The 20,369-nt window shown below is 71.1% G+C and carries 23 protein-coding genes and 1 pseudogene; 6 read left to right on the top strand and 18 right to left on the bottom strand.

Translation table 11 applies throughout. The annotated features are described in order from the left end of the window. Nucleotides 1–128: 128 nt before the first annotated feature. The 18 genes and pseudogenes from AB0D10_RS29280 to AB0D10_RS29195 form a co-directional block, all read right to left on the bottom strand. Nucleotides 129–299: a hypothetical protein gene (locus AB0D10_RS29280; protein ID WP_360261954.1), complete on the bottom strand. Its 171-nt coding sequence runs from the start codon at nucleotides 297–299 to the stop codon at nucleotides 129–131. A 76-nt stretch (nucleotides 300–375) separates the two neighbouring features. Continuing rightward, nucleotides 376–543, bottom strand: coding sequence for a thiocillin family RiPP (locus AB0D10_RS29275; RefSeq protein ID WP_360261953.1), 168 nt, complete (start codon nucleotides 541–543; stop codon nucleotides 376–378). A 55-nt stretch (nucleotides 544–598) separates the two neighbouring features. Next, nucleotides 599–769: a thiocillin family RiPP gene (locus tag AB0D10_RS29270; RefSeq protein WP_360261952.1), complete on the bottom strand. Its 171-nt coding sequence runs from the start codon at nucleotides 767–769 to the stop codon at nucleotides 599–601. A 47-nt stretch (nucleotides 770–816) separates the two neighbouring features. Continuing rightward, nucleotides 817–987, bottom strand: a complete 171-nt coding sequence (locus AB0D10_RS29265; RefSeq protein ID WP_360261951.1) for a thiocillin family RiPP — start codon at nucleotides 985–987, stop codon at nucleotides 817–819. 48 nt (nucleotides 988–1,035) lie between these two features. Continuing rightward, nucleotides 1,036–1,209 (bottom strand): thiocillin family RiPP, encoded by a 174-nt coding sequence (locus AB0D10_RS29260; protein WP_360261950.1) that lies wholly within the window; start codon nucleotides 1,207–1,209, stop codon nucleotides 1,036–1,038. Between the two features lie 42 nt (nucleotides 1,210–1,251). Continuing rightward, nucleotides 1,252–1,968 carry a nitroreductase family protein gene (locus tag AB0D10_RS29255; RefSeq protein WP_360261949.1) on the bottom strand — a complete coding sequence of 239 codons (717 nt, stop codon included), beginning with the start codon at nucleotides 1,966–1,968 and terminating at the stop codon, nucleotides 1,252–1,254. Further along, on the bottom strand, nucleotides 1,965–3,608 hold the full coding sequence (locus tag AB0D10_RS29250; RefSeq protein ID WP_360261948.1) for a nitroreductase family protein: 1,644 nt from the start codon (nucleotides 3,606–3,608) through the stop codon (nucleotides 1,965–1,967). The genes AB0D10_RS29255 and AB0D10_RS29250 overlap by 4 nt, the downstream gene beginning before the upstream one ends. Nucleotides 3,609–3,612: 4 nt before the next feature. After that, nucleotides 3,613–4,281, bottom strand: a complete 669-nt coding sequence (locus AB0D10_RS29245) for a TOMM precursor leader peptide-binding protein (RefSeq protein ID WP_360261947.1) — start codon at nucleotides 4,279–4,281, stop codon at nucleotides 3,613–3,615. Nucleotides 4,282–4,316: 35 nt separating this feature from the next. Continuing rightward, entirely contained in the window at nucleotides 4,317–5,678 is a 1,362-nt protein-coding gene (locus AB0D10_RS29240; protein WP_360261946.1) for a YcaO-like family protein, read from the bottom strand. 1,111 nt (nucleotides 5,679–6,789) lie between these two features. Continuing rightward, nucleotides 6,790–8,214, bottom strand: a complete 1,425-nt coding sequence (locus AB0D10_RS29235) for an RICIN domain-containing protein (RefSeq protein ID WP_360261945.1) — start codon at nucleotides 8,212–8,214, stop codon at nucleotides 6,790–6,792. Nucleotides 8,215–8,454: 240 nt separating this feature from the next. Next, nucleotides 8,455–8,733: a hypothetical protein gene (locus tag AB0D10_RS29230; RefSeq protein WP_360261944.1), complete on the bottom strand. Its 279-nt coding sequence runs from the start codon at nucleotides 8,731–8,733 to the stop codon at nucleotides 8,455–8,457. Between the two features lie 513 nt (nucleotides 8,734–9,246). Further along, nucleotides 9,247–9,825, bottom strand: coding sequence for a hypothetical protein (locus AB0D10_RS29225; protein ID WP_360261943.1), 579 nt, complete (start codon nucleotides 9,823–9,825; stop codon nucleotides 9,247–9,249). Between the two features lie 34 nt (nucleotides 9,826–9,859). After that, nucleotides 9,860–10,444 (bottom strand): hypothetical protein, encoded by a 585-nt coding sequence (locus AB0D10_RS29220; protein WP_360261942.1) that lies wholly within the window; start codon nucleotides 10,442–10,444, stop codon nucleotides 9,860–9,862. 66 nt (nucleotides 10,445–10,510) lie between these two features. Beyond that, nucleotides 10,511–11,287 (bottom strand): nuclear transport factor 2 family protein, encoded by a 777-nt coding sequence (locus AB0D10_RS29215; RefSeq protein WP_360261941.1) that lies wholly within the window; start codon nucleotides 11,285–11,287, stop codon nucleotides 10,511–10,513. Next, a pseudogene (locus AB0D10_RS29210) lies at nucleotides 11,284–11,613 on the bottom strand (ATP-binding protein); the annotation flags it as partial. The pseudogene AB0D10_RS29210 and the gene AB0D10_RS29215, both read right to left, overlap by 4 nt. A gap of 85 nt (nucleotides 11,614–11,698) precedes the next feature. Beyond that, complete coding sequence (locus AB0D10_RS29205; protein WP_360261940.1) at nucleotides 11,699–13,867, bottom strand: transposase; 2,169 nt, start codon at nucleotides 13,865–13,867, stop codon at nucleotides 11,699–11,701. Between the two features lie 83 nt (nucleotides 13,868–13,950). Further along, nucleotides 13,951–15,711 carry a sodium:proton antiporter gene (locus AB0D10_RS29200; protein ID WP_360261939.1) on the bottom strand — a complete coding sequence of 587 codons (1,761 nt, stop codon included), beginning with the start codon at nucleotides 15,709–15,711 and terminating at the stop codon, nucleotides 13,951–13,953. Further along, complete coding sequence (locus AB0D10_RS29195; protein WP_360262017.1) at nucleotides 15,704–15,982, bottom strand: alpha amylase C-terminal domain-containing protein; 279 nt, start codon at nucleotides 15,980–15,982, stop codon at nucleotides 15,704–15,706. Before AB0D10_RS29195 ends, AB0D10_RS29200 begins: the two co-directional genes overlap by 8 nt. A 74-nt stretch (nucleotides 15,983–16,056) precedes the next feature. Here AB0D10_RS29195 and AB0D10_RS29190 point away from each other — a divergent pair, with 74 nt between their 5' ends. The 6 genes from AB0D10_RS29190 to AB0D10_RS29165 all read left to right on the top strand — a co-directional run bounded on the left by AB0D10_RS29190 (nucleotide 16,057) and on the right by AB0D10_RS29165 (nucleotide 20,146). Beyond that, the gene (locus AB0D10_RS29190) at nucleotides 16,057–16,806 is read left to right on the top strand and encodes an NAD(P)/FAD-dependent oxidoreductase (protein ID WP_360261938.1); all 750 of its coding nucleotides are present in this window, start codon (nucleotides 16,057–16,059) and stop codon (nucleotides 16,804–16,806) included. Between the two features lie 74 nt (nucleotides 16,807–16,880). Then, entirely contained in the window at nucleotides 16,881–17,084 is a 204-nt protein-coding gene (locus tag AB0D10_RS29185) for a hypothetical protein (protein ID WP_360261937.1), read from the top strand. Between the two features lie 144 nt (nucleotides 17,085–17,228). Beyond that, nucleotides 17,229–17,522 carry a hypothetical protein gene (locus AB0D10_RS29180; RefSeq protein WP_360261936.1) on the top strand — a complete coding sequence of 98 codons (294 nt, stop codon included), beginning with the start codon at nucleotides 17,229–17,231 and terminating at the stop codon, nucleotides 17,520–17,522. After that, the gene (locus tag AB0D10_RS29175; RefSeq protein WP_360261935.1) at nucleotides 17,522–18,847 is read left to right on the top strand and encodes a putative T7SS-secreted protein; all 1,326 of its coding nucleotides are present in this window, start codon (nucleotides 17,522–17,524) and stop codon (nucleotides 18,845–18,847) included. Before AB0D10_RS29180 ends, AB0D10_RS29175 begins: the two co-directional genes overlap by 1 nt. After that, on the top strand, nucleotides 18,837–19,508 hold the full coding sequence (locus tag AB0D10_RS29170; protein WP_360261934.1) for a hypothetical protein: 672 nt from the start codon (nucleotides 18,837–18,839) through the stop codon (nucleotides 19,506–19,508). Before AB0D10_RS29175 ends, AB0D10_RS29170 begins: the two co-directional genes overlap by 11 nt. After that, a complete protein-coding gene (locus AB0D10_RS29165; RefSeq protein ID WP_360261933.1) occupies nucleotides 19,505–20,146 on the top strand; it encodes a hypothetical protein in 642 nt (213 codons plus the stop codon). The genes AB0D10_RS29170 and AB0D10_RS29165 overlap by 4 nt, the downstream gene beginning before the upstream one ends. Nucleotides 20,147–20,369 lie beyond the last annotated feature (223 nt).

Below are 20,369 nucleotides of genomic sequence, written 5' to 3'. Positions count from 1 at the left end.
CGGTACCAGTCCGCTCCGGGCCGGTCTCTGGGAGACTTCAGGGGTGGGGAGTCGCGTCGATTGGAGCGACGCGACTCCCCTGCCTGGTCACGTCCCGGCGCGGGCGCCGGTCGTCACCAGGGCCGTCCTCAGGACGAGGCGGTCGAGAAGCTGCTGCCGCTCGACGCGCAGCTGCCGACGAACGAGCCGGCGCAGGCCAGCGAGCCCGCGGTGGACAGCGACATGTTGGTGGCGTCGTCGAGCTCCTCGACGAAGGCCTCCAGGTCCAGGTCGTCGCCCAGCTGAATGGTGTTCTCCATGGTTTCCCTCCTTCATGTGTCTTCGTGACGGGTGATCCGGTGCGGATGGCACCGCGTGGATCAGCGGATCAGCGGATCAGCTGAAGGTGCTGCCGGTGCTGGCGGTCGAGGCACAGCTGCCGACCGTGCTGCCGAAGCTGCCCACGCTGCCGAAGGAACCGAGGGCCGCCGTCTCCGGCAGGTCCTCGACCAGCAGCTCGTCGGTCAGGAAGAGCTGCAGGTCGTCCTCGTTGAGGTGCTGCATCGCCGTCACCTCCTTTCGCGGAAGTCGAACCGACTGGGACAAGACGCCGCACTCGTCAGCTGTTGTACGAGGAGACGGTGGCGGCGGAGCTGAAGGTGCCGGTCACGGAGCCGGCCGAGGAAACGGTCCCGGCGCTGCTCCAGCCCGCGGCGCCGCTCTCCGGAAGGTCCTCGACGGAGGCCTCGGCGGCCGCGAACAGGTCGACCTCGAGGTCGGTGTTCTGCATGTGTGTCACCTCCTTCCACAGTTCGAAGGGATCACCAGGGCTCCTGTTCACCAGGGGCTGGTGCTGGAGGCCGTCGCCGCGGAGCCGAGGCAACCGGTCACGGTGCCGGCGGACGAGAGGGTCCCGAGGGTGCCCCAGGCGGCGGCGCTGTCGGCGAGGATCTCGACCGAGGCGTCGTCGGCCGCGAACAGCTCGATTTCGAGCTCGGTGTTCTGCATGTGTGTCACCCCCTCTACGCGAAGGTCGGACGTGGCCCGAACCCGCGGTTACCCGAACGAGCTGGCGGAGCCGAAGCTGCTGGCGCAGCCGGTGGCGGTGCCGACGGTGCTGGCCGACGCGATGGTCGAGTACGCGGCGGCGGAGTCCTGGAGCTCCTCCAGGAACAGGCCGGCCGCGCCGTCCTCGGCCATGACGAGGTCAAGGTCGTTGAGCTGGTCCATGGGTTGTCACCTCCTTTCCTCGGGTCGGAGCGGTGCGGGTGGTCAGCCGTTGGCCGATCCCCCGCCGTACTCGCCGGACGCGTCGAAGCCGTGGCCGACGGCCAGGGCCAGCAACTGCGTCCGCCGAAATCCATCGATGCCCACCAGGCGCTTCAGCGCGGACGGCAGGAAGCCGGCGAAGATGCTCCCGGACAGACCGGCGTCGACCGCGGTGAGCCAGGCAGCCTCGCAGGCCGCGCCGCTGCGCTCCAGCAGGCGCCGGTGACCGTGGGACCCGGCCGATTCGAGGGCGTCCTCCAGCGAGCCGGTGGCCAGCAGGATGGCCGGGGCCAGCGCGAACTCGGGCTGGAGCACCAGGGCCCTGAGCTGCTCGACGCCGACGATGTCGGCGATCGGCTCGAACCCGTCGGGGCCGTAGCGGTGGACGGCGGGCCGCAGCCCGGTCACCGTACGCGCCGCCACCAGGAACTCCAGCGGTCGCGCGGCCCACTCCGCCGGCCAGAGCGCCGCATCGGCCCCGTGGCCCGCCTCGATCATCCGCTGGAGCACCTCGGCGTCCACCGGCCGGTCCGCGAAGAACCGGTTGGCCCGGCGTCGTCGCAGGGTCGGGCGCAGACCGTCGTCGACGAGGCTGTCGAGGACGGTCTCGTCGTGCCACTGCCACGGCACGTCGGGGCCTGGTACGGCCCGGTGTTGTGCCAGGGACTGGCGCTCGGTGTCCTGCCGGAGTTCGGCCATCAGGTCCAGCAGGTCGCTCATCGCGTTCCCTCCCCGGGGTGGGATCCTTCAGCGGCACCGAGTCGGACCACGGCCGTCACGCACTCGAATTCGCGCTCCACGCCCAACGCCGTCGTCAACGCAGCGTCGTCCCAAGCCGGTTCGTTCATCATCGGCAGGCCGAGGCGCCGGCTTGCCAGCAGCAGGTGGCTCAGCGCCACGCCGGTGTCCAGGTGGATCACCCGGTAGGCGAAGGTCCGGTACTTGCGGGCGACGCGCACCAGCGCTCCGGTCACCACCAGCAGCGCGGGCTCGGCCATGTCGGCGTACTCGGGCGGCAGTTCGGCCACCCGGGCCAGCCGGTGTCCGATCACCTGGTACGCGTACCCGCCGGGCGCCAGGCCCGGGACGTCCCGCACCAGGAGGTAGGCCGTCGGGGAGCCGAGGTTGCCGCCGGTCGGCGCGAAGCGCAGCAGCTTCTGCCGACGGTCCTGCGGTTGCTGCTTGAGCCCGAAGGCCGCGGCGAGCAGCGTGCCCAGCAGTTCGACGGAGAGCGGCTGAGCGCCGCCGTCGAGGAGGGCGAGGTCGGGGTCGCCGAGGTCGGTCGTCTCGGCGTCCGGGTACTCCTTGGCGTCGTACTGGAGCGCAAGGTTGGCGGGCTCGAAATGGACCTGGTGGTCCCTCGGGTTCACCAGCCGCCGTGGCGGGAACGCCACCGAGTGCTCGTAGGCGTAGGCGGGCGGCGGGTCCTGCAGCGCGACCGCAGGGTCGCCGCACAGGTCGCAGCCCGGGCGCGGCGCGAGCATGCGGGTCTCGGACTGTCCGACCCTCAGGTCGATCCGGGTGCGGCCGTGCAGCGAGGCCGGCTTGCCGACCCTGGCGACGAGGCCCAGAACCTCCAGGGCGGTCATCGCCGCTGCGGACTGCGCGTTCGAGTCCGCCGACTCACCAACGGCAGAGGCGATTTGAGCGAGCGCGCACTCCGGGCATGCCCCGTGGTCGTTCGCGCTGTACGGGCCGATGAAGAAGCCGTCACCGTCCGGGCCCGTCAGCAGCACGGGCACCTCGCGGCGGCGCAGGGCGCGGTGGAGCGCCCGGGCGTCGGCCTGGCTGCGGGGGTCGACGTGGAGGACGGCGAGCGCCGGGGTCTCCTCCGCGGCGAAGCCGGCGGCGTCGAGCCGCACGGTACGCATGCCCATCGCGTCCAACCGCTCGGCCAGCAGGTCCCGGAACGGGCCGCCGCCCCACAGGGCGACCGGCGCACCGGTCAGGCGGTCCTGGGCCTCGTCGGCGTTCGCATTCACCCGGGTGCTGTCGAGCAGCCGGGCCAGCAGGACGGACTGCGGGTCCGTGCGGCGCGGCACGCCCTCCTGGAGCAGGCCGCAGGAGTAGAGGAGCAGCAGGACGGCGCGCACCTGCGGAGCCGGCCGGCCGAGCGCCGCGGCGAGCCGGTCGAGGTCGCGGGTGCCGTCGAGCAGCGGCAACAGGTCCGGGAGGATCTGCCGGGCGGAGCGGCCGCTGAGGGTGCGGCGGGTGCCGGTGCCCTCGACGATCAGGCCGTCCTCCGACCAGTGCAGGACCACGCCCGGCACCACAGACGGGTGTGCGGGCAGCCGGAACTGCGGGTCGCCGGCAGTGGCGTGGGCCAGCTCCACGGCGGACAGCTGAGTGGTGGTCGGCATGGGTTCACCCCCTCCTGGTGGTGAGGACCGGTTCGGTCGAGGTCGGGGTCGTCGGGGCAAGGTCCCGCAGGTCGTCGGCGAGCCTGCGCCAGGTGGCGTCCGGCTCCGGTCGGTGGCACCGGTCGCAGCCGTGCACGGGCACCACCGAGAGGGTGGACAGCGTGGCGGACAGCAGGTCGAAGCTGCGGACCCGGCCGCGTTCGGAGTCTCCGTCACCGCCGAGCACGGCGTCGGCGGCGAGGCCGGTCACCGTCTCGGCGAGGACGGCATGGGATTCGAGGAAGCCGTCCGGCCCCAGCGCCGGGTCCGCGTCGTAGGCGCGCAGCAGCCGGCGGTCCAGTTCGCGCAGTTGCTGGTGCTGGTACTGGCGGGCCAGGAAGCACCGGTAGCAGGGGCCGCGGCCGCCGAGGACCGTCGGGCCGACGCGCAGGGCGCTGACGCCCATCGTCACCGGAAGCCAGGGCGTTCCGGTGGCGAAGGCCACCCGGTCCACCAGGTCGAACAGGGCGGGCGTCTCCCGCCAGGCGGCGACCACTCGCAGCCTGGTCCGGGGCCATCGGGCGGGCTGGAAGAGGTCGGTCTCCGGGGAGACCACGGCCTGCCGCCGGCTCACCAGCCGGTCGGCGACCGAGTGGCCGAAGGCGCCTACCGCCAGCACGTGCAAATCGAACATGCGTTGCTCCTACCGCTCCAATGCGCTCGGCCGCCCTACGCGAAGGGCTGGGGCCAGGGGTTGATGTCCGCCTCCGGGTGCACCGGGTACCCCATCGCGCGCGGGCCCTCGGAGAGCCGCGGGTGCGCGAGGTACCGGGCACGGTACGAGAAGGAGAGCGGCATCAGCTGCGGGATGATCACCTTGATCACCCGGAAGCCCACCTCCCGAGCCTCCGCCGTGGTCATCTCGACCGCGTACACGTCCATGCCGTGCCGCTTCAGCCACTCCAGGACCAGCCGCAGGTCGGCCCGGGCATCCCCGGTGGACGGCCGGGGCAGGCTGGAGAACGGCCGCACTCCGTTGCCGGGCGCGCGCAGGAAGTCGTACGCGGCGGTGCGTTCGGCCGCGCCCATGTAGGTCGCGCCGTGGAAGACGCTGTGGAAGTCGTCGATGCTCGCGGGTGCCGGCTCGGCGGTGTTGAGGGCGATCCGGGACGAGGCCGTCTCCCGGAGCATCTTGATCGCGGCCCGGTCCGGGTCGAAGTCGGTCGCGCACATCACCACGTGGCGCACCCGCCGGCTGCGCGGGTCCTCGTCGAGGCTGTAGAGGGTCGGGATGCCGAGCTCGGAGGTCGCGTCGTAGAAGGTGGTCGTGATCCCCTTGCGCTCCACCTCGCGCAGCGAGCGGGCCAGTTCGTCCGACACGGTGTCGAACTCGATCCGGGGCAGGGGCAGCTTCTGCAGCCAGGTGAGCGCGATCGCGTCGCGTTCGATGACCTCGCAGATGCCGTTGAGCAGCGCGCGGTCCAGGTCCGTGTGCGTGGCGCAGCCCGTGGAGATGGGCAGGATGAAGCGCTCGGTCGGCGTGAGGGCCGGGACGTGCAGCCACACGGCCACGGCAGGCACCATCACCGGCCGACCCTCGGTCAGCGACCAGGCCGTCGTCCAGCGGATCGGTTCGTCCCGCTCCGGTGCGGTCACCGGGCAGGCGGGGTGCGCCAGTTCGGCCTCGCTCGCCTGAGGGAACGTACCGAGGTCGGCGGCCCGGTCGCCGAGGTCGTCGGCGGTGGCCCACACCAGGTCCTTCGGCAGGACGCAGCTGGAGTAGCGTTCGAGGGCTTCGGCGATGGAGATGGCGCGTGCCAGGTGCGGATCGGTGCCGCCTCCCCCGCCTCCGAGCTCGACGCCCGAGGCGCGGCTGCTGGTCGAGCGGATGTTGGGCTGGACGTGCTCCAGCTCCCCCATCGTGGAGTTGTAGACGCTCAGACCCGAGGACTCCTGCGAGATCCGGGCGACCCGCCCGACCAGCCCGCCGCCGTGCGACACCAGGGCGTCGAGCCGGCGAAGCCCTTCGGGCAGGGGCTCGGGGGCCGCGTCGCCCCCGTCGAACCGCTCCGTGCGGCTCACGTTCACCATGGAGTGAACCCTTCGGAAGAAGTCTGGAATTCACGTGTCCGGACACCCGGACACACCTTTTCGGCACGGCACGGAAACCAATTCCGGCACACGGCAACCGAATTCCCACGAATGTCGTTGTCAACCGGACGGGAAAAGCGCTTCCGCGCGACGTCGTCCGTCAGTCCCAGGCGTGCGTCCTGGGACGCGATCCGTGCGACCGGAGCACGTCGGCGGCAGCCGGAGCTCCCTGCCGCAGAGCGGTCGCGCGACCGGCCGAAAGGGCACTCGTACCGGCTCCGGCCTGGGTGGCACCGGCACCGCCGGTGGCCAGAATCGTCATGGCGGCGACAGTGCCGAGGAGCATGGCCCCGGTCGTCCGAGCAGGATTCCTCCTGCGGCGCCGCGCGCAGAGAACCGCGCTGTTCATCATTTCCCCCGAGTTACTGCGGTGTTGCTCAACGGCTTGAAATATGCCACCTCCGACGGGCCCCGGGAGGCGGGTGGGGATGCAGCATGTTGCAGCTGCCCGGTGCACGAAGATGCAGCCCATCGAAGCTTGCCGAGTGCACCGGTGGCAGGGCCGCGTAATTCAGGCGAAGTATCCGTTTTGATGCCGGTTCAGGCAGCGGATGTGGCTGTGAAGTTCGCCGATCGGGTTGGAACGGAGGCAGGCACGGCCTCCGAGTGATCACGAGGTGTCGAATCCCTGATCACCACGACGGAAGACCGTGCCTGCCCGACTCACCAGGACATCGAGAACTCAGCCGGAGCGGGCGTCAGGCCAAGGGGACGGGGCGCGTCGCCGAGCCTGCGGCTGCCCTGGCGCTGGGCGGCAGAGGAGCAGATAGCGCAGGCCTTCGCGGGCGGCCCGGTCGGACGGCCCCGGTCGGTGGTCATGGGGGTGGCCACCCGAGCGTCACCATCTGCCAGGCTGGGGCACCTCCATCGAAGTACCCGCTGTCCTGGAGATCCTGGATCGGATCGTGGCCGGCCAGCTGGACACCGGCCACGCCCGCTCCTGCAGGGCTTCTTCGCGGACCTCTTCAACCGCTACGACGTGGGCATCCCACCCGCCCCGCAAACCCGACCGCTGCGCCGCGGCCGTGGGCCCGTTCGTGTCACCGGGTCGTCAGCTGAGTGCCCACTGCTGGGTCCAGCCGGTCTTGCAGGTCCATACGCCCAGGGTCTTGAAGTCCTCGTCGTAGGTCAGGCAGTCGTCGGAGCTGATCCGGAGCTGGTAGTTGCCGTTCCCCGCGCTGGCGAGCTCCCACTTCTGCTCGTCGGCACCGCTCCAGGGCTGGGTCTCGGCGAGATAGCTGTCGGTGTTCTCGGTGAGAGCCAGGCCGGAGGAGACGTTGGTGATCTTGTAGCGGCCGCCGCCCAGGGAGGTGAACTGCCACTTCGAGTCGCTGCCGCCCCGTATCCCGGCGACGACCGGCGCTCCGACGTTGGAGCCGGTGACGACGGCCCCCAGACCATCCGACAGGCGCAGGTACGGCGTGCCGTCGATGACCTTGCCGCCGTCACCCGTTCCCCCGCCGCCGCCCGCGATCACGCCGCCCCAGTGCCAGCTCTGGTGTGCGAGGCTGCCGTTGGCCGCCGATCCGCAGCCCCAGACCTGGAGCCGGGTGCCGTTGGCGACCACGCCGTTGGGGACGTCGATGCAGACATCCTTGCTGCGGTCGGTGGGGTCCTCCATGTGCCGGAAGGTGCCGTCCGGCGTCAGGTACCAGCGCTGACTGGCGACCTCCACGCAGTCCCAGAGCTGGAGCTTGGTCCCCTGCGTCGTGTTGTCACCGGGCAGGTCGAGGCACTTGCCGTTGGCGCGGAGCTGGAAGCCGTTGTACGTCCAGGACTGGTTGCCGCCGCCGTGGCAGTCCCACAGCTGGATCGGGGTGCCGTTGGCGGTGCCGTTCTGGTCGACGTCCAGACATGCATGGTGACCGGGACTGGCGTCCGGGCTCAGGCTGCTGGTCTGCTGCGGGGTGGACCGGGCGGGAAAATGGAGGGTGCGGTCGGTGTGGCTGCAGGCGATCTTCCCGCACGGAGGGTGACGGACCGAGTCCGTCTCGCTGTCGCTCCCCACGAAAGCCCAGTTCGAGTAGCCACCGTCCCCTTTGTTGGTGAACGTCGACTCGCCCTTGAAGACCCAGAGCCGGAAGTCGTCGTAGCCGAACGGGCCGCCCTCCGAGTCGTGGTGCTGCAGTTTGAAGGTCGTGTCGAGCAGCACGCCGTGCATGTTCGCCGTGTAGGGGTTGGTGAACCATTTGGTGTCGTAGGCGTCGGTGCCGTCGTACTTGAACACCAGGATGTTGTAACCGGGCGCCGTGGCCTGGAACTGGGTGACGGCGTCCTGGGTGAACTTCGCGTTGTCGCTCTTGGCCCCCCGGGCCGCCGAGACGAAGACGTTGATCTCGCCGAAGATGGAATTGATCAGGGCGCTGATGCAGTTGCCGCCCCCTGGGGTGTCCTGCCCCGCACAATTGTTGGCGCCGGCCGCAGCGGCCCGTTGCGGTGCGGACAGGCCGCCTACGCCTGCGATCGCGAGGGCCATCAGCAGAACCGCCGCGGTGGCGCGTCGGTGCAGGGTTTGTTTCAGACGCGAGAAAGCGCTAATAGTGAACACCGGATTCCTCACTGGAATGTGCGAGATTCGGATGCTAGATCCACTTCTCCGCCGACCGGATCGCCTTGACGAACCCCATACGCCCACCGGCTCGATCTTGATGCGGAACCCGGTGACGGAGACTGGGAGCCCCCTCCGGAGGCTTCCCTCGCCCCGGGCTGACCACAATCAGTCGGCGCGGGTCGTGCCCGGCAGCGGAACGTCCCGCCAGGGCAGCTGCTTCAGGTGCTGGTGCCGCAGCGGCTGATTCCCCTTGGTCACGGCGACGTAGTGGGCCTTCTGTTCCTCCACCAGGCAGCGGGCGTGGCCGGTCTGGGAGTGCAGGGCGTCGAAGGTGACCACGGTCTCGGCCAAGTCGAGCCCGGCGAGTATCGGCCGGAAGACGTTGATTTCGTTGGTCTTGAAGCCGACTTCGCGCTGGGCGGTGACCAGGCCGGTCCGGGTCATCGCGGCGAGCAGGCGGACCTGGGTACCGTCGGCGCGGCGGGCGCCGCGAACGGTCTTGCCGTCTACGGCCGGCGAGCGGCGGGCCCGTTTGCCCAGCTCGTGGTCTGGCGGCGGGCGGTGGGGTCGCCGGTGGCGAGCCAGGCGCCTATCGCCGCGTCGAGGGCGTTGCCGCCAGAGGGCGAGGACGAAGGTGAAGGGGTGGCGGCGGCCCTTGGTCCGGCGGCGGATCGGGCACCGTCGCGAGGCGGTCCAGCAGCTGTGGGTGTTCCGCGGACTCGGCAGGCCGGGCAGCGGCGAGCCGGCCCAGGCCAGCAGGAATGGGCGACGATGATCGGGCAGGCACGGTCTTCCGTCGTGACGATCAGGGATTCGGCAGCTCATGACCACCCGGAGGCCGTGCCTGCCTCCGTTCCGACCCGATCAGCGAACTTCACAGTCTCATCTGCTGCCTGAAGCAGCATCAAAGCGGACAATTCGCCCGGACGACGCCGGCCTGCCACCAGTGGTCGGTGGTCAATCAGCCATCAGATGCACCACCACGCTCACCGAACCGGAGACCACCGCGAGCAGGGCAAGGCCCTTGAACAGGCCGACGGTCACCCGCCAGAGCGTTCGACAAGGACGGCCCTCACGTAGGCGCGCAGCCCAGCGGGGTGCGACCAGCGCGACGGCCTGCGCGATGCCGACGGGACCGGCGACCACGGCGAACAGCCCGACCGAGACGCCGAGCACCCGGACACCGGTGTAGGCGGCGCCGACCCGGTAACAGTCGTCCGCGGACTCGACGTACTGCACGGGCAACCGGGCGCCGACCCGGAGACTGCCGGCATAGGGGACCGGGCGCGCCACGATGGTGCCCGAGTCGGAGGTGAACCGGCCGTAGCAAGTGGTGTGCGCTCCTTTGCCGGCGCCCTCGGCGAGGCAGCCTGTGACGGTCAACAGGCCCGGCTGACCGGCGAGTCGAAGCGGGTACGCGATGGTGAGCACGCAGACGGCGGTCAGGGCTGCACCAGCCAGCATCACGGCGAGGCTCGCGAACACCAGGACCGGCGTGGCGCACCACCGCCCGGCCCTGGACCTCGGATCGCTCATGTACACGATTCCCGCCCCTCGCCTGAGCGCTCCGTCACGTTCCCGGTCGCCACGTGTCCGCCTCCGCCTTCCACGGCCGGCAGCGGACGCGCCGGGCCGCGACTGCGCAGCCCAACAGCGCCAGGACGCCCAGGAACCCCGACAGCACCAGCCCGGCCACCCCAGGGCTGCCGGACCAGGCCCACCTCACGACGTTGGTCGCCCAGGCGGCGACGACACCGCACGTGAGCCAGAGGATGCGGCGCCTGGTCCCTCGGCCGACGGGTGGGAGCAGGGGAAGCAGGTCATCGGCCGGCGGGACCGGGCCAGCCTCCGGGGGCCAACCCGGCGGCGTCCAGCAGTGCGCGCTCCGGTCGTCCGTCCAGTCGACCGGGGCGGGGGCCTCCGGCCGCAGGTCGGGGTGGCGCATCCATGCGGCCCGGTGCCGGGAGGCCGGGTCCGGGTCCAGGACCAGCACGGTCCAGGACCCGGCCCCCGCCACCACCCGGTGTTCCACCGGCCGGTATCCGTACAGGTATGCGACCCACAGTTCACGTCGGAGCCCGATGCCGGTGCTGGTCGTCGACACGACCACCCTCGGCCTGCCGTCGAGCCGGCCGGCCAACCAAGTGAAGTCCATGCCCGTGATCGAACCAGCCCCGCACGGCCCGGAATGTTCCTTTGACGGTACTCTGACGAACTCGTCTCAGAGTGCGGTCGGCCGGCCGTCCGTCAACTGCCGGTGCAAGCCCCAGAGGTCGAGCTGCGCCCATTGTCCCGTGACCTTGCCGTCCCTGACGTGGACGATACGGATGGCGTCGAAGGAGACCCGCCGGCCGGTAGCGGGAACGCCCATGAACTCCCCGATGTGGGTGGCCTCGACGCGGAAGCGGATGGTGACGGCGTTCCGCCCCTCGACCACCTCCTCCTCGGCCATCTCCAGGTCTTCCCACGGCTCGACCATGTTCCGCGCGTAGTGCGTGAGCGCGACCTGGAAGTCGGTGAGCCAGCCGGTCAGGCCGAGGCACTTCTCGGTCCACCGGTCGGCGTCGATCAGACGGGTGGCCCCCGCGATGTCGCCCGCCAGCAGGCAGTCGTTCCAAGCCCGGTAGACCTCCAGCGGTGTCATGCTGACGGTCGGTTCCGGGCGGAACGAGGCCGTCTGCCGCCAGATCCCGCCGTCCTTCATGACCATGGTGCCGACCGTCTCCCTCCGTTCACCGGCGACCTCCATGACCGCCCGGTAACAGATCGTGTCCCCGTGTTCGGCGTACTCCACCGTTTCCACCAGACTCGGCCGGAGGGCGAGGTACCCGGAGAACGCTTCGCGAATTCCGTCCGCGCCGACGAAACTCCGGTCGGCCCGGACGAGAACGGCGTCCGCGGTGTAATGCGCGACGATCGATTCGAGATCGCCGGCGGTCACCGCCGCGAGCTGCTTCTCGAAAACCGCTCGCACGTCCGTTGCCGTGATTTCCGTCATTCGAGGTCCTTTCGGGTCGGTGTGGGAATTCGCACGGTGAACCAGGTGTCGCCGGGTACCGAGCGGGCGGTGAGCGAGCCGCGGTGCCGCTGGGTGACGATGCGGTAGGAGAGGTGCAAGCCGAGGCCCGTGCCCTTGCCGACGTCCTTGGTGGTGTAGAAGGGCTCGAAGATCCTGGTGAGCGCGTCGGCCGGGATGCCGCAGCCGGTGTCCCCGATCTCGACGGTGAGGCAGGTGCCCTGGCGGCCGGTCCGTACGGTGAGCGTCCCGGCGCCGGCCATGGCGTCGACGGCGTTGTCGATCAGGTTGGTCCACACCTGGTTGAGCTCGGTCGGGTGACCGGACGCCTCCGGGAGTCCGGCGTGTACTCGCGCACGATCCGCACCCCGGCGAGCTTCGGCCGCAGCATCGTCAGGGTGGCCTCGATGCCGTCGACCACGGAGAACCGGCCCTGCGGAGCCCGGCCGAGGTTCGCGTAGTCCCGGGCAGCGGCCACCAGCGCGGAGATGCGCGGGCCGGCCGTCCGCAGCTCCCCCGTGAGCGCCCGGACCTCCAGCAGGGCGGACAGGTGTTCCAGGGCCACCGGAAGCACCCCGAGGCACAGCCCGCACAGCCGCCCGGACAACCAGCCTGTGCCGAGGCCTCGTTCGGCCATCGCGCAGGCGAGGCCCACCGGCTGTGCGGCGCCCCGCCGTTCGGCCCAGGCGAACACCTCGTCCTCCAGGTCCGCCGACGCCACGGGGTCGGTCTCGGCGGTGAGCGGCGTCCGCCCGATCTCCACCGCGAGCCGGTCGAGCGCCTCGGTCTCCCGGGTGACGGCCGCGGCACCCCAGCGCCGTGCCGTGGCGGCGAGCCGGTCGGTGGCCGGGCCGAGCCCTCCACCGTGGCCCTGCCCCGGGCCTGGGCTTCCGAGGAGGCGATCCGCCAGGCCAGGACGGGCAGCAGCACCCGGGCGACGCCGGGGCAGCGCACCAGCATGTCCAGGAAGACCTGCTTGGGGTAGGCGGCGACGGTCGTGCGGCCCGCCGCGACGGCGGTGGCCACGTACACGCCGTCGGTCAGCAACGCGAGCTCCCCGGTGAACCGGTGGGCGGCCGGGGGCTTGGCCTCGTGCTCCCCGCCGGCGTCGGCACGGGCCCGGTGCCGGGTGAGCAGTTCCTCCCGGCCGTCCACGCTCTTGGTGACCAGGAGCTCGCCGTCGAGCAGCACGTAGAAGTGGGTGGCCTCGTCCCCGTCGTGGAAGAGGGTGTCGCCGTCGGCGAGCACCCGTTCCTCGGACACCTCGGTGAGCCAATCCAGCTGGTCATCGGTCAGGTCGGTGAAGAGCTCGATGCCCCGCAGCCGCTCGCCACGGACCGGGGCCGACACGGTCACCGCGATCCGAATCAGCGGCAACCGCCGCTGCGGCAGCAGCCGACCCGACTGCCTCGGCAGCCGGGCCAGGACGGAGATCGCGTGCGCGATCGAGACGAGCGTGGCGTGGTGGTGCCACCCCCGGAAGGAGCGCCCGGCGAAGTCACGGATGCCCACCTCGCCGCAGACGTCCTTCAGGTCGCGGGAGACGCGCCGGTTCAACTTGGCGATCCGGAAGAGCGCCGACGAGGAGAGGTGGCCGATGTTGGAGAGAAAGAGCTCGGTGGGCCGCGCCTGGTGCGGGTCGGTCCAGGCGCCGATGAGGAAGAGCGGCGGCATGCCCGTGGAACGGTCGAGGGCGGTCTGCAGCGCGACCCGCACACCGACCACCTTGGCCACCCTGCGCCGGGCGTACCAGCTGTCGCGCCACTCCACCGCCGCACCCAGCTCCCGTACGGACGCCACGAGTTGCTCCGCCGGCAGCTGCCGTCCGTCACCGACGGGCAGCCTCGGGTCCGCGGGGGCCACCCGCAGGCAGGCGTCGACGCCCGGGACGAAGGGGATCCGGCGCGGCGCGAAGGCCCCGAGCACCTCGGCAAGGTCGCCGCCGGCGGCGGTCATCACCACCGGGCGCGGCGTCAGTCGCCAGTCCTCGGCCATGAAGACGACCGAACCGACGGCGCACTGCACCGGGGTCTGGGATCTCACGTGGTCGGGGACGGCGGCTCTTCTCCGCGCTTCGTCGCCCGCAACCCAGGACGCCGGCAGTGCGAGCTGCCAGTCCACCGGGCAGCTGGCCTCCTCGGAGGCCAGCCAGACACCGGTGCTCTGCTGGCAGTTGGCCATCCGGCCGAGTCCGGGGACGAACTGGCGCGAGACGCCGACGGAGTGGCGGCCCGCTTTGGGCACCGCGAGCGGTTCGACGATCCAGGCGACCGGCTGGAGTTCCCGGTCGACCAGGCCGGCCAGCGACTGGCGCACCGGTTTCCACTCCCACGGGGAGGTGGTGATGAACTGCTGGAGGCTCTGCATGGCGCTGCTGTCGGCAGCCTCGGCGATGCCCTTCATGGTCTTGCGCCCCTTCGCGGACAGCAGCCCCCGGACGTACAGCTCGCCCCACCGCCGCTGGTCACTGCGCGAAACCGAGGCGAGCAACTGCCCGCACAGCCGGTCCACCCGATCCTGAGAAAGGTCCTGCGGATCGAATCCATCGAATCCGGCGTCCACACCCATCCCTCCTCGAAGCAATGCGCGAATACCACGGCCCGGCGGAATTGTTCGCCATTCCGGGCATGGCAGAGCGGGGAAAATCATCGGACCGGACTGATTTCCCGAAAGGCCATCTGCACTGCTGAGCTCGACCGCCCATCAGAGCAGAGAACCGACTCCGGCAGAACCGGACGGCAGCGGTTTAGCGAGTTCCATATGCAGCGTGATCGGGTGCACCCGGGAAGGCCGGTACTGCGGGAAATTGCTGGCACAGCGTACGGACCTTTTCCGGTCAGGTGCGCGAGAGTGCCGCCTCCTCCAGGTCGAGCTCGTGCATCACCCGCCGCAGCACCTCGTCGTGGATCCGGCCCTCCCGGCAGAGCCGGACGAAGACGCTGCGCTCGGTGGCGAGCATCTCCCGCCGCAGCCGCCGGTACGCGGCGGTCGGCGGCTCGGACGGCGCCCGGGCGCCGTCCGCCCGGATCCGCTCCCAGGCTGTGGAGCAGCGGTGCTCGGCCAGGTCCCGCAAGCGGTCGAGGACGTGGCCGGGTACGTCCTCTTGGCCGTTGGCGACCCTCTCCTCCACCCGGGCCCAGGCCGCCCGGACCGCCACCTCCTGCCATGGCCTCGGCGAGGCCGTCCTCGCGTGCCTGCCCCTCGTCCCGCAGGCGCAGCCGGCGGGCCACCGCGGGGAACCCGACGCCCTGGACCAACAGGGTGCCGAGCACCGCGGAGAAGGTGAGGAAGAGCACCAGGTCCCGGTCCGGCAGGTCGGGCGGTACGGCGAAGGCCGCGGCCAGCGAGACCACGCCGCGGGTGCCGGCCCAGCAGATCGCGGCGGGGTGCTGCCACGGGGGCGCCGGGTCGCGTCCGCGCAACCGAGCCGACGGCCGGCGGGGCAGATAGGTGGCCGGGAAGATCCAGACGGCCCTGGCCAGCAGCATGGCCGCGAACACCACCGCCGCGTAACGGCCCAGCGCCGCCGCGTCCGTGGTGTGCAGGGCCTGGAGCACCGGGCGCAGTTGGAGGCCGATCAGCGCGAAGGACACCGCCTCCAGTACGCAGGTGGCCAGCCGCCAGGTGGCCTTCTCCTGCAGCCTGGCCTCGTGCGAGGCCCCGGCGAAGTGGTGCCCGAGGTACAGCCCGGCGGCGAGCACGGCGAGCACTCCGGAGGCGTGGAAGGACTCGGCGGCCGCGTAGGCACCGAAGGGTACGAGCAGCATCACGGCGTTCTCCGTGACGGCGTCGGCCAGCCAGCCGCGCAGCCGGCGGACCGGCAGCGCCAGGGCCAGCCCGACCGCTACGCCTGCCAGCGAGGTGTAGGCGAACTCGGCCACACCGTCCAGGAAAGTGGTGGCGCCGCCCAGGGCCACCGCCAGGGTGAGCCGGAAGACGGTCATGCCGGTGGCGTCGTTGACGATGCTTTCCGCCACCAGGATGGTGACGATGCGGCGCGGCAGCCCGAGCCGCCGGGCGATCGAGACCGCGGCGACCGCGTCGGTGGGGGCGAGGATCGCGCCCAGGACGAAGGCGTCCGCCCACGGCATCCCGGAGACGACCGCGTGCGCCGCGAGGCCGACGACCGAGGTGGTGAACAGGACGAGCCCGACGGAGAGCAGGCCGATCGGGCGGGCGTTGGCCCGCAGGTTCAGGTAGGAGCTCTCCACCGCGTCGGAGTACACCAGCGGGGGCACGAAGACGACCAGCGCGAGGTCCGGGTCGAGGTGGTAGTCGGGGACGCCCGGGACGAAGGAGACCAGCAGTCCGGCGACGACCGCCGCGATCGGCGGGGAGACGCCGGTGCGGTGGGCGGCGGCGGAGACCAGGGTCGCGCCGACGACCAGGAGCAGGATCTCAGCCACGACCGGCCCCGCCGTCCTGCGGGCGCAGCCAGAGCGAGCCGAGCGGCGGCAGCACGACGTCGGCGCCGGCCGGCAGTCCCTGCCGGTGCCGCGCCTCGGCCGTGACGGCGCCGAGGTTGCCGACGCCGCTGCCGCCGTAGCAGCCGGCGTCGGTGTTGAGCACCTCGTTCCAGACTCCGACCCGAGGGAAGGCCAGGCGGAACGGGTCGCGCACCACCGGCGAGAAGTTGTACACGCACACCAGGGGCTCCCCGTCGGCGTCGTAGCGGATGAAGGAAAGGACGTTCTCGTCCGCGTTGTCGGCGTCGATCCAGCGGAAGCCGCGGTGCGGAACTGCTCCACCCGGTGGGCGTCGTCGGGCTGCGCCGGGCCGACCCCGCCCGGATCCTGACGTTGGCCGACGGCTCGGAGATCAGCGCCGAGACCGTGCTGGTGGCCACCGGCATCTCGTACAACCGCCTGGAGGTGTCGGGCGCGGAGCGGTTCGAGGGCGCGGGCCTGTACTACTGGGCCGCGACCACCGAGAGCAGTTCCTGCCTCTCACACCACGTCCACATCATCGGCGGCGCCAACTCGGCCGGACAGGCCGCGATCCACTTCGCCCGGTACGCGGCGAGGGTCACCGTGCTGGTGCGGGGCGACTCGTTGGAGGCCGGGATGTCGAGGTACCTCGTCGAGGAGATCCACCGGACCCCGAACATCGAGGTGCGCCTCGGCACCCGGGTCCTCGCCCTGGACGGATCGGAACGGCTGGAGCACATCTCGCTCCAGGACGACGCCACCGGCCGCAGGACCGTGGAACCGGCGAACTTCGTCTTCACCTTCATCGGGGGGCGGCCCCGCACCGACTGGCTGCACTACGTCGTGGACCGCGACGACCACGGCTTCGTCCTGACCGGGCCCGATCTCATGAGCCCCGACGAACGGCCGACCTCCTGGCCCCTGGAACGCGACCCCCACCTGCTGGAGACCAGCGTCCCAGGCGTGTTCGCGGCCGGAGACGTGCGCGCCGGCTCGATCAAGCGCGTCGCGTCGGGCGTCGGCGAAGGCGCCATGGCCGTCGCCATCATCCACCGTTACCGAGTGGGTGGTTGACACCCTGCAGTCGCCGGGACGGCGAATCGGGCACCGCCGTCGGCACCCGCCGACTCGTGTGGATAATCCCTACCGTGACCTCAGGAACAGCCCGCCGCAGGTGGCGCTCCGCGCTTCGCGCCTTCGTCCTCTTCTTCGCCGGCGGCGCGCTCGGCTACCTCGTCTGCACGCTGGTCGCGCATAGCCCCGGCTCCGGGGTGCCGTGGGTCGGCATGCTGTTCGGGTCCACCGTGTGCGCGGCGCTCACCGCGTTGTTCCCGGCACGACGTCATCGCTGAGCCTCCAGCGCGGCCGAAGGAACTCATGCATGGAACCCGTATGAGCACCATACGGCTTCCGTCAAGGGCGGCGGACCGCGCACGAACCTCCGGTTAGCCTCTCCTCCGGCACAGTGATCAGCGATCAGCGCACGGGGGATGCACATGGCCGACTTCACGGTCAGCCCTGAGTTCCTCGCCAAGCTCTCCAAGGACCTCAAGGGCTGCGGCGACGAACTCGACCATGGATTGCAGGCATTGAAGGGGGCGAGCCGCAACGGGCTCGGCTACGACTTCCTGGAGGGTGCCGGCAAACACTTCCAGGACACGTGGGAGTACGGGCTCGACAAGGTCCGCGAGTGTGTGAAGAGCCTCCAGGCGGCGCTGGACCAGACTCAACAGAATTACGGCGGCACCGAGCAGGGCATCGCCAAGGGTTTCAGTCCGGAGAGCCACTGATGCCCGACCAGAACCCGGCCTGGAACGGCCTCGGCTTCAACCCGACGCCGGGCGACCCGACCGCCGTCGCGAACCTGAGCACCACCCTGCGCCGCGTCGCACAGCACCTGTCGGGTGTCCACACCACGCTGTCGCAGATCTCCGACCACGAAGGCCAGTGGACCGGCCCGGCCGCCGACAACTTCGCCAAGAACTTCGGCAAGCTCCCCGACTACCTCCGGGACGCCTCCGACTCGATCACCACCGCGTACGGCGCACTCGACACCTGGTACCGGGCTCTCACGGAACACCAGCCCAAGGCCGCCGAGTTGGAGCGCGCGGCCGTCGCCGCCCGGCAGCACAAGGCGGAGGCCGAGCAGGCACACACTGTCGCGGCCGCCAACCCGGACCTCAAGCTCGCCGGGCAGTCCTTCCCCGACGACGCGTCCCTCGCCGCCGCCACGGCACACTACGACACGGCCAAGAACCATCTCGACCAGGCGGCCGCCACCGTCCGCAGCGCCACCGACGAACTGGCACACCTGCAGAGCCAGGGCGCCACCCTGCACACCACCCACACCGACGACGCCAGGAAGACGGCGGACGCCATCCGCAAGGCCGCCGACAGCAAGGCCCCACCGGAGCCCGGCTGGCTGGAGAAGGTCGGCAACTGGTTCAAGAACCACGGCGCCGACCTGCTCACCGTGGCCGCGAGCGTCTGTGGCGTCGCAGCGATCTTCTTCCCGGCCCTCGCCCTGGCTGCCGTCGCGCTCAGCCTCGCCGCAGCGGGCGCGCACGCGAAGCAGTACGGCAAGAAGGGGCTGTGGCCGCCCTCCTGGGATAAACTCGGCAACTACCTCACCCTGTCCGGGGATGTCATCGGCGCCTTCCCCCTGCTGGGAGCAGCGGGCAAGGGTGGGATCACCGCTCTGAAGGTCGGCTGGAAGACGAGTGCCGCCGCAGGCGTCAGGGCGGGAGCCACCGAGGTGGGAACCGGAGTCCGCGGGGTCAAGTACCTCGATCCGTCGAACCCGGTGTTCCGGGGCGCGGTCGAGAAGCCCGCCAAATGGCTGGGGGCCTCCAAGACTTCCGCCGAGAACCTCTCCGACGCGGCCCAGGCCGGCAGCACCCTCGCCCTGACCGCACCGACGGCCTACTCGCTCACCGAGGACAGCCCCGGCGACGGCCTCACCAGCGCGGTGAACAACACCACCGGCGCCGCCAACGTCGTGGGCGGGGCCGGCGTGGCGTGGGGCGGCAGCAGGCCCGCCAAGGTCGTCGGCGGGGTCCTGGCCATCGGGAACGCCTTCGGGGTCTACGCATGGGGGGCGGGCCATGGCCGCTGAGGCACCACCGCTCTGGGTCTCGCTGCCCGTCGGCTTCACCGGCATAGACCTGGCCGCCGAGCCCGGCGACCGGATGGAGCGCATGGCGATCGGCCTGGACGCCGCCTTCTCCGACGCCGGCCCCGAACAGAAGCTCAGCCTCGTCGTCGCCGCCGAGACCGCCCTCCAGGCCCAGTTGCGCGAGGGCGCCGTCCACCTCTCCGTCTGTCTGGCCCGGGCGTCGGACGGCGCACCCGTCCTGGGCATGTTCGCCCTCTTCGTCCGGCCGGAGGAGCTCGGTGCCCCGGGCAGCTACCCGCGGCGGGTCGCCGAGGAACTGGGCGACGCCTGGCCGGAGGCCGACGTGGGCGTGCTCGAACTGCCCGTCGGGCGCACGGCGGTGGCCGTCCGCGACCTGCCGGTCCCGGTGCCGGGGACGGTCTACGGGGTACCGGAGTCGATCGTCACCACCGTGCGGCAGACGGAGTTCCTGATCCCGCACCCGTGGAGCCCCCACGTGGTCGCGGCCGTCTTCACCACCGAGCAAGTCGAGTACTGGGAGGAATGGCTGCCGGCGGTCGCCGCCGCAGTCAGCGGGATCTCCTTCTACCCTCCCCGTGACGAGGCCCTGGACGACCTGCCGCCCGAGCAGTGGGACAACATCCGGAAGGCGTTCGGTTGACGACCGCCCAGCCCGACACGGGCACGCGCGACGGCCATCACCGACTCCGTCGCACGCTCGCCCTCATCGCCGTCTCGACCGGCGTGATCGTCGGCGTGATCGCCGTGGACGTGTACGTCAGCACGGTCCTCGCGGTCTGCCTGGGGATCCTGTATCCCGTGCTGGTGATCGGCGGGCTCGTGCGGCTCCACGATGCCGACAGCAATCCCAGGTTCGAGAAGGAACTGGGCGGCTGGGGGCTTCTGGTGGCCGTCGTCGCGCTCGTCGCCTACCTGGCGGGGGTCGACGCCTGGAACAACCTGGTGCTGAGTTCGGGCCGGAACGTGACCGCCAAGGTGGTCGACGTGAAGGTCGAACGGTCGAGCCACGGTTCCACGACCTGGACGTACACCGTCCTCTCGGCGGAGACCGGCGCTCCCCTTCCCGGCGGAGCCTTCGAGCCGGACTCCCACCGGTTCGCACTCAACGACGTGATCACCGTCCGGGTGGACCCGTCCGGGCGGGTCGCCCCCAAGCTCCCCGGTGAGGCCGACTCCCCTGCAGGGCTGATGACCTTCGTCGGCTGCAATGTGGTGATCGACCTCCTCGTGCTCTGGTGCGCTCGCGCACCTCGCCCCCGTGCCCGCCCCGGCCGCTGAGCTTCCGGCTCGGCGCGAGATGGCTTTTCCGCCTCCTCACTGGCCTCCGCTCCCAGCGGCGACAGGTCGCCGCCCGCGTCGGCGGGATCACCGCACACCTCATCGAGTGGCCGGGCCGGCCATCAGGGTGTGCCGAGGGCGGCTTCCTCCCGGTCGAGGTCGTGCTGGAGGCGGCGGCGGGTGGTGTCGCTGATGCGGTGCTCGTCGTAGAGGCGGTGCAGTT

This window comes from Kitasatospora sp. NPDC048545 (genome assembly GCF_040651155.1).
GTDB lineage: Bacteria > Actinomycetota > Actinomycetes > Streptomycetales > Streptomycetaceae > Kitasatospora.
This window is presented reverse-complemented; position numbering and strand designations above follow the sequence as displayed.

Bases quoted from the DNA above. Each gene is read 5' to 3' on its own strand.
- AB0D10_RS29275 (WP_360261953.1), bottom strand. From the start codon at position 543: ATGCAGCACCTCAACGAGGACGACCTGCAGCTCTTCCTGACCGACGAG.
- AB0D10_RS29170 (WP_360261934.1), top strand. From the start codon at position 18,837: ATGGCCGCTGAGGCACCACCGCTCTGGGTCTCGCTGCCCGTCGGCTTC.
- AB0D10_RS29215 (WP_360261941.1), bottom strand. From the start codon at position 11,287: ATGACGGAAATCACGGCAACGGACGTGCGAGCGGTTTTCGAGAAGCAG.
- AB0D10_RS29260 (WP_360261950.1), bottom strand. From the start codon at position 1,209: ATGGACCAGCTCAACGACCTTGACCTCGTCATGGCCGAGGACGGCGCG.
- AB0D10_RS29225 (WP_360261943.1), bottom strand. From the start codon at position 9,825: ATGAGCGATCCGAGGTCCAGGGCCGGGCGGTGGTGCGCCACGCCGGTC.
- AB0D10_RS29235 (WP_360261945.1), bottom strand. From the start codon at position 8,214: ATGGCCCTCGCGATCGCAGGCGTAGGCGGCCTGTCCGCACCGCAACGG.
- AB0D10_RS29220 (WP_360261942.1), bottom strand. From the start codon at position 10,444: ATGGACTTCACTTGGTTGGCCGGCCGGCTCGACGGCAGGCCGAGGGTG.
- AB0D10_RS29180 (WP_360261936.1), top strand. From the start codon at position 17,229: ATGGCCGACTTCACGGTCAGCCCTGAGTTCCTCGCCAAGCTCTCCAAG.
- AB0D10_RS29265 (WP_360261951.1), bottom strand. From the start codon at position 987: ATGCAGAACACCGAGCTCGAAATCGAGCTGTTCGCGGCCGACGACGCC.
- AB0D10_RS29280 (WP_360261954.1), bottom strand. From the start codon at position 299: ATGGAGAACACCATTCAGCTGGGCGACGACCTGGACCTGGAGGCCTTC.
- AB0D10_RS29175 (WP_360261935.1), top strand. From the start codon at position 17,522: ATGCCCGACCAGAACCCGGCCTGGAACGGCCTCGGCTTCAACCCGACG.
- AB0D10_RS29255 (WP_360261949.1), bottom strand. From the start codon at position 1,968: ATGAGCGACCTGCTGGACCTGATGGCCGAACTCCGGCAGGACACCGAG.
- AB0D10_RS29230 (WP_360261944.1), bottom strand. From the start codon at position 8,733: ATGACCCGGACCGGCCTGGTCACCGCCCAGCGCGAAGTCGGCTTCAAG.
- AB0D10_RS29270 (WP_360261952.1), bottom strand. From the start codon at position 769: ATGCAGAACACCGACCTCGAGGTCGACCTGTTCGCGGCCGCCGAGGCC.
- AB0D10_RS29250 (WP_360261948.1), bottom strand. From the start codon at position 3,608: ATGCCGACCACCACTCAGCTGTCCGCCGTGGAGCTGGCCCACGCCACT.
- AB0D10_RS29240 (WP_360261946.1), bottom strand. From the start codon at position 5,678: ATGGTGAACGTGAGCCGCACGGAGCGGTTCGACGGGGGCGACGCGGCC.
- AB0D10_RS29245 (WP_360261947.1), bottom strand. From the start codon at position 4,281: ATGTTCGATTTGCACGTGCTGGCGGTAGGCGCCTTCGGCCACTCGGTC.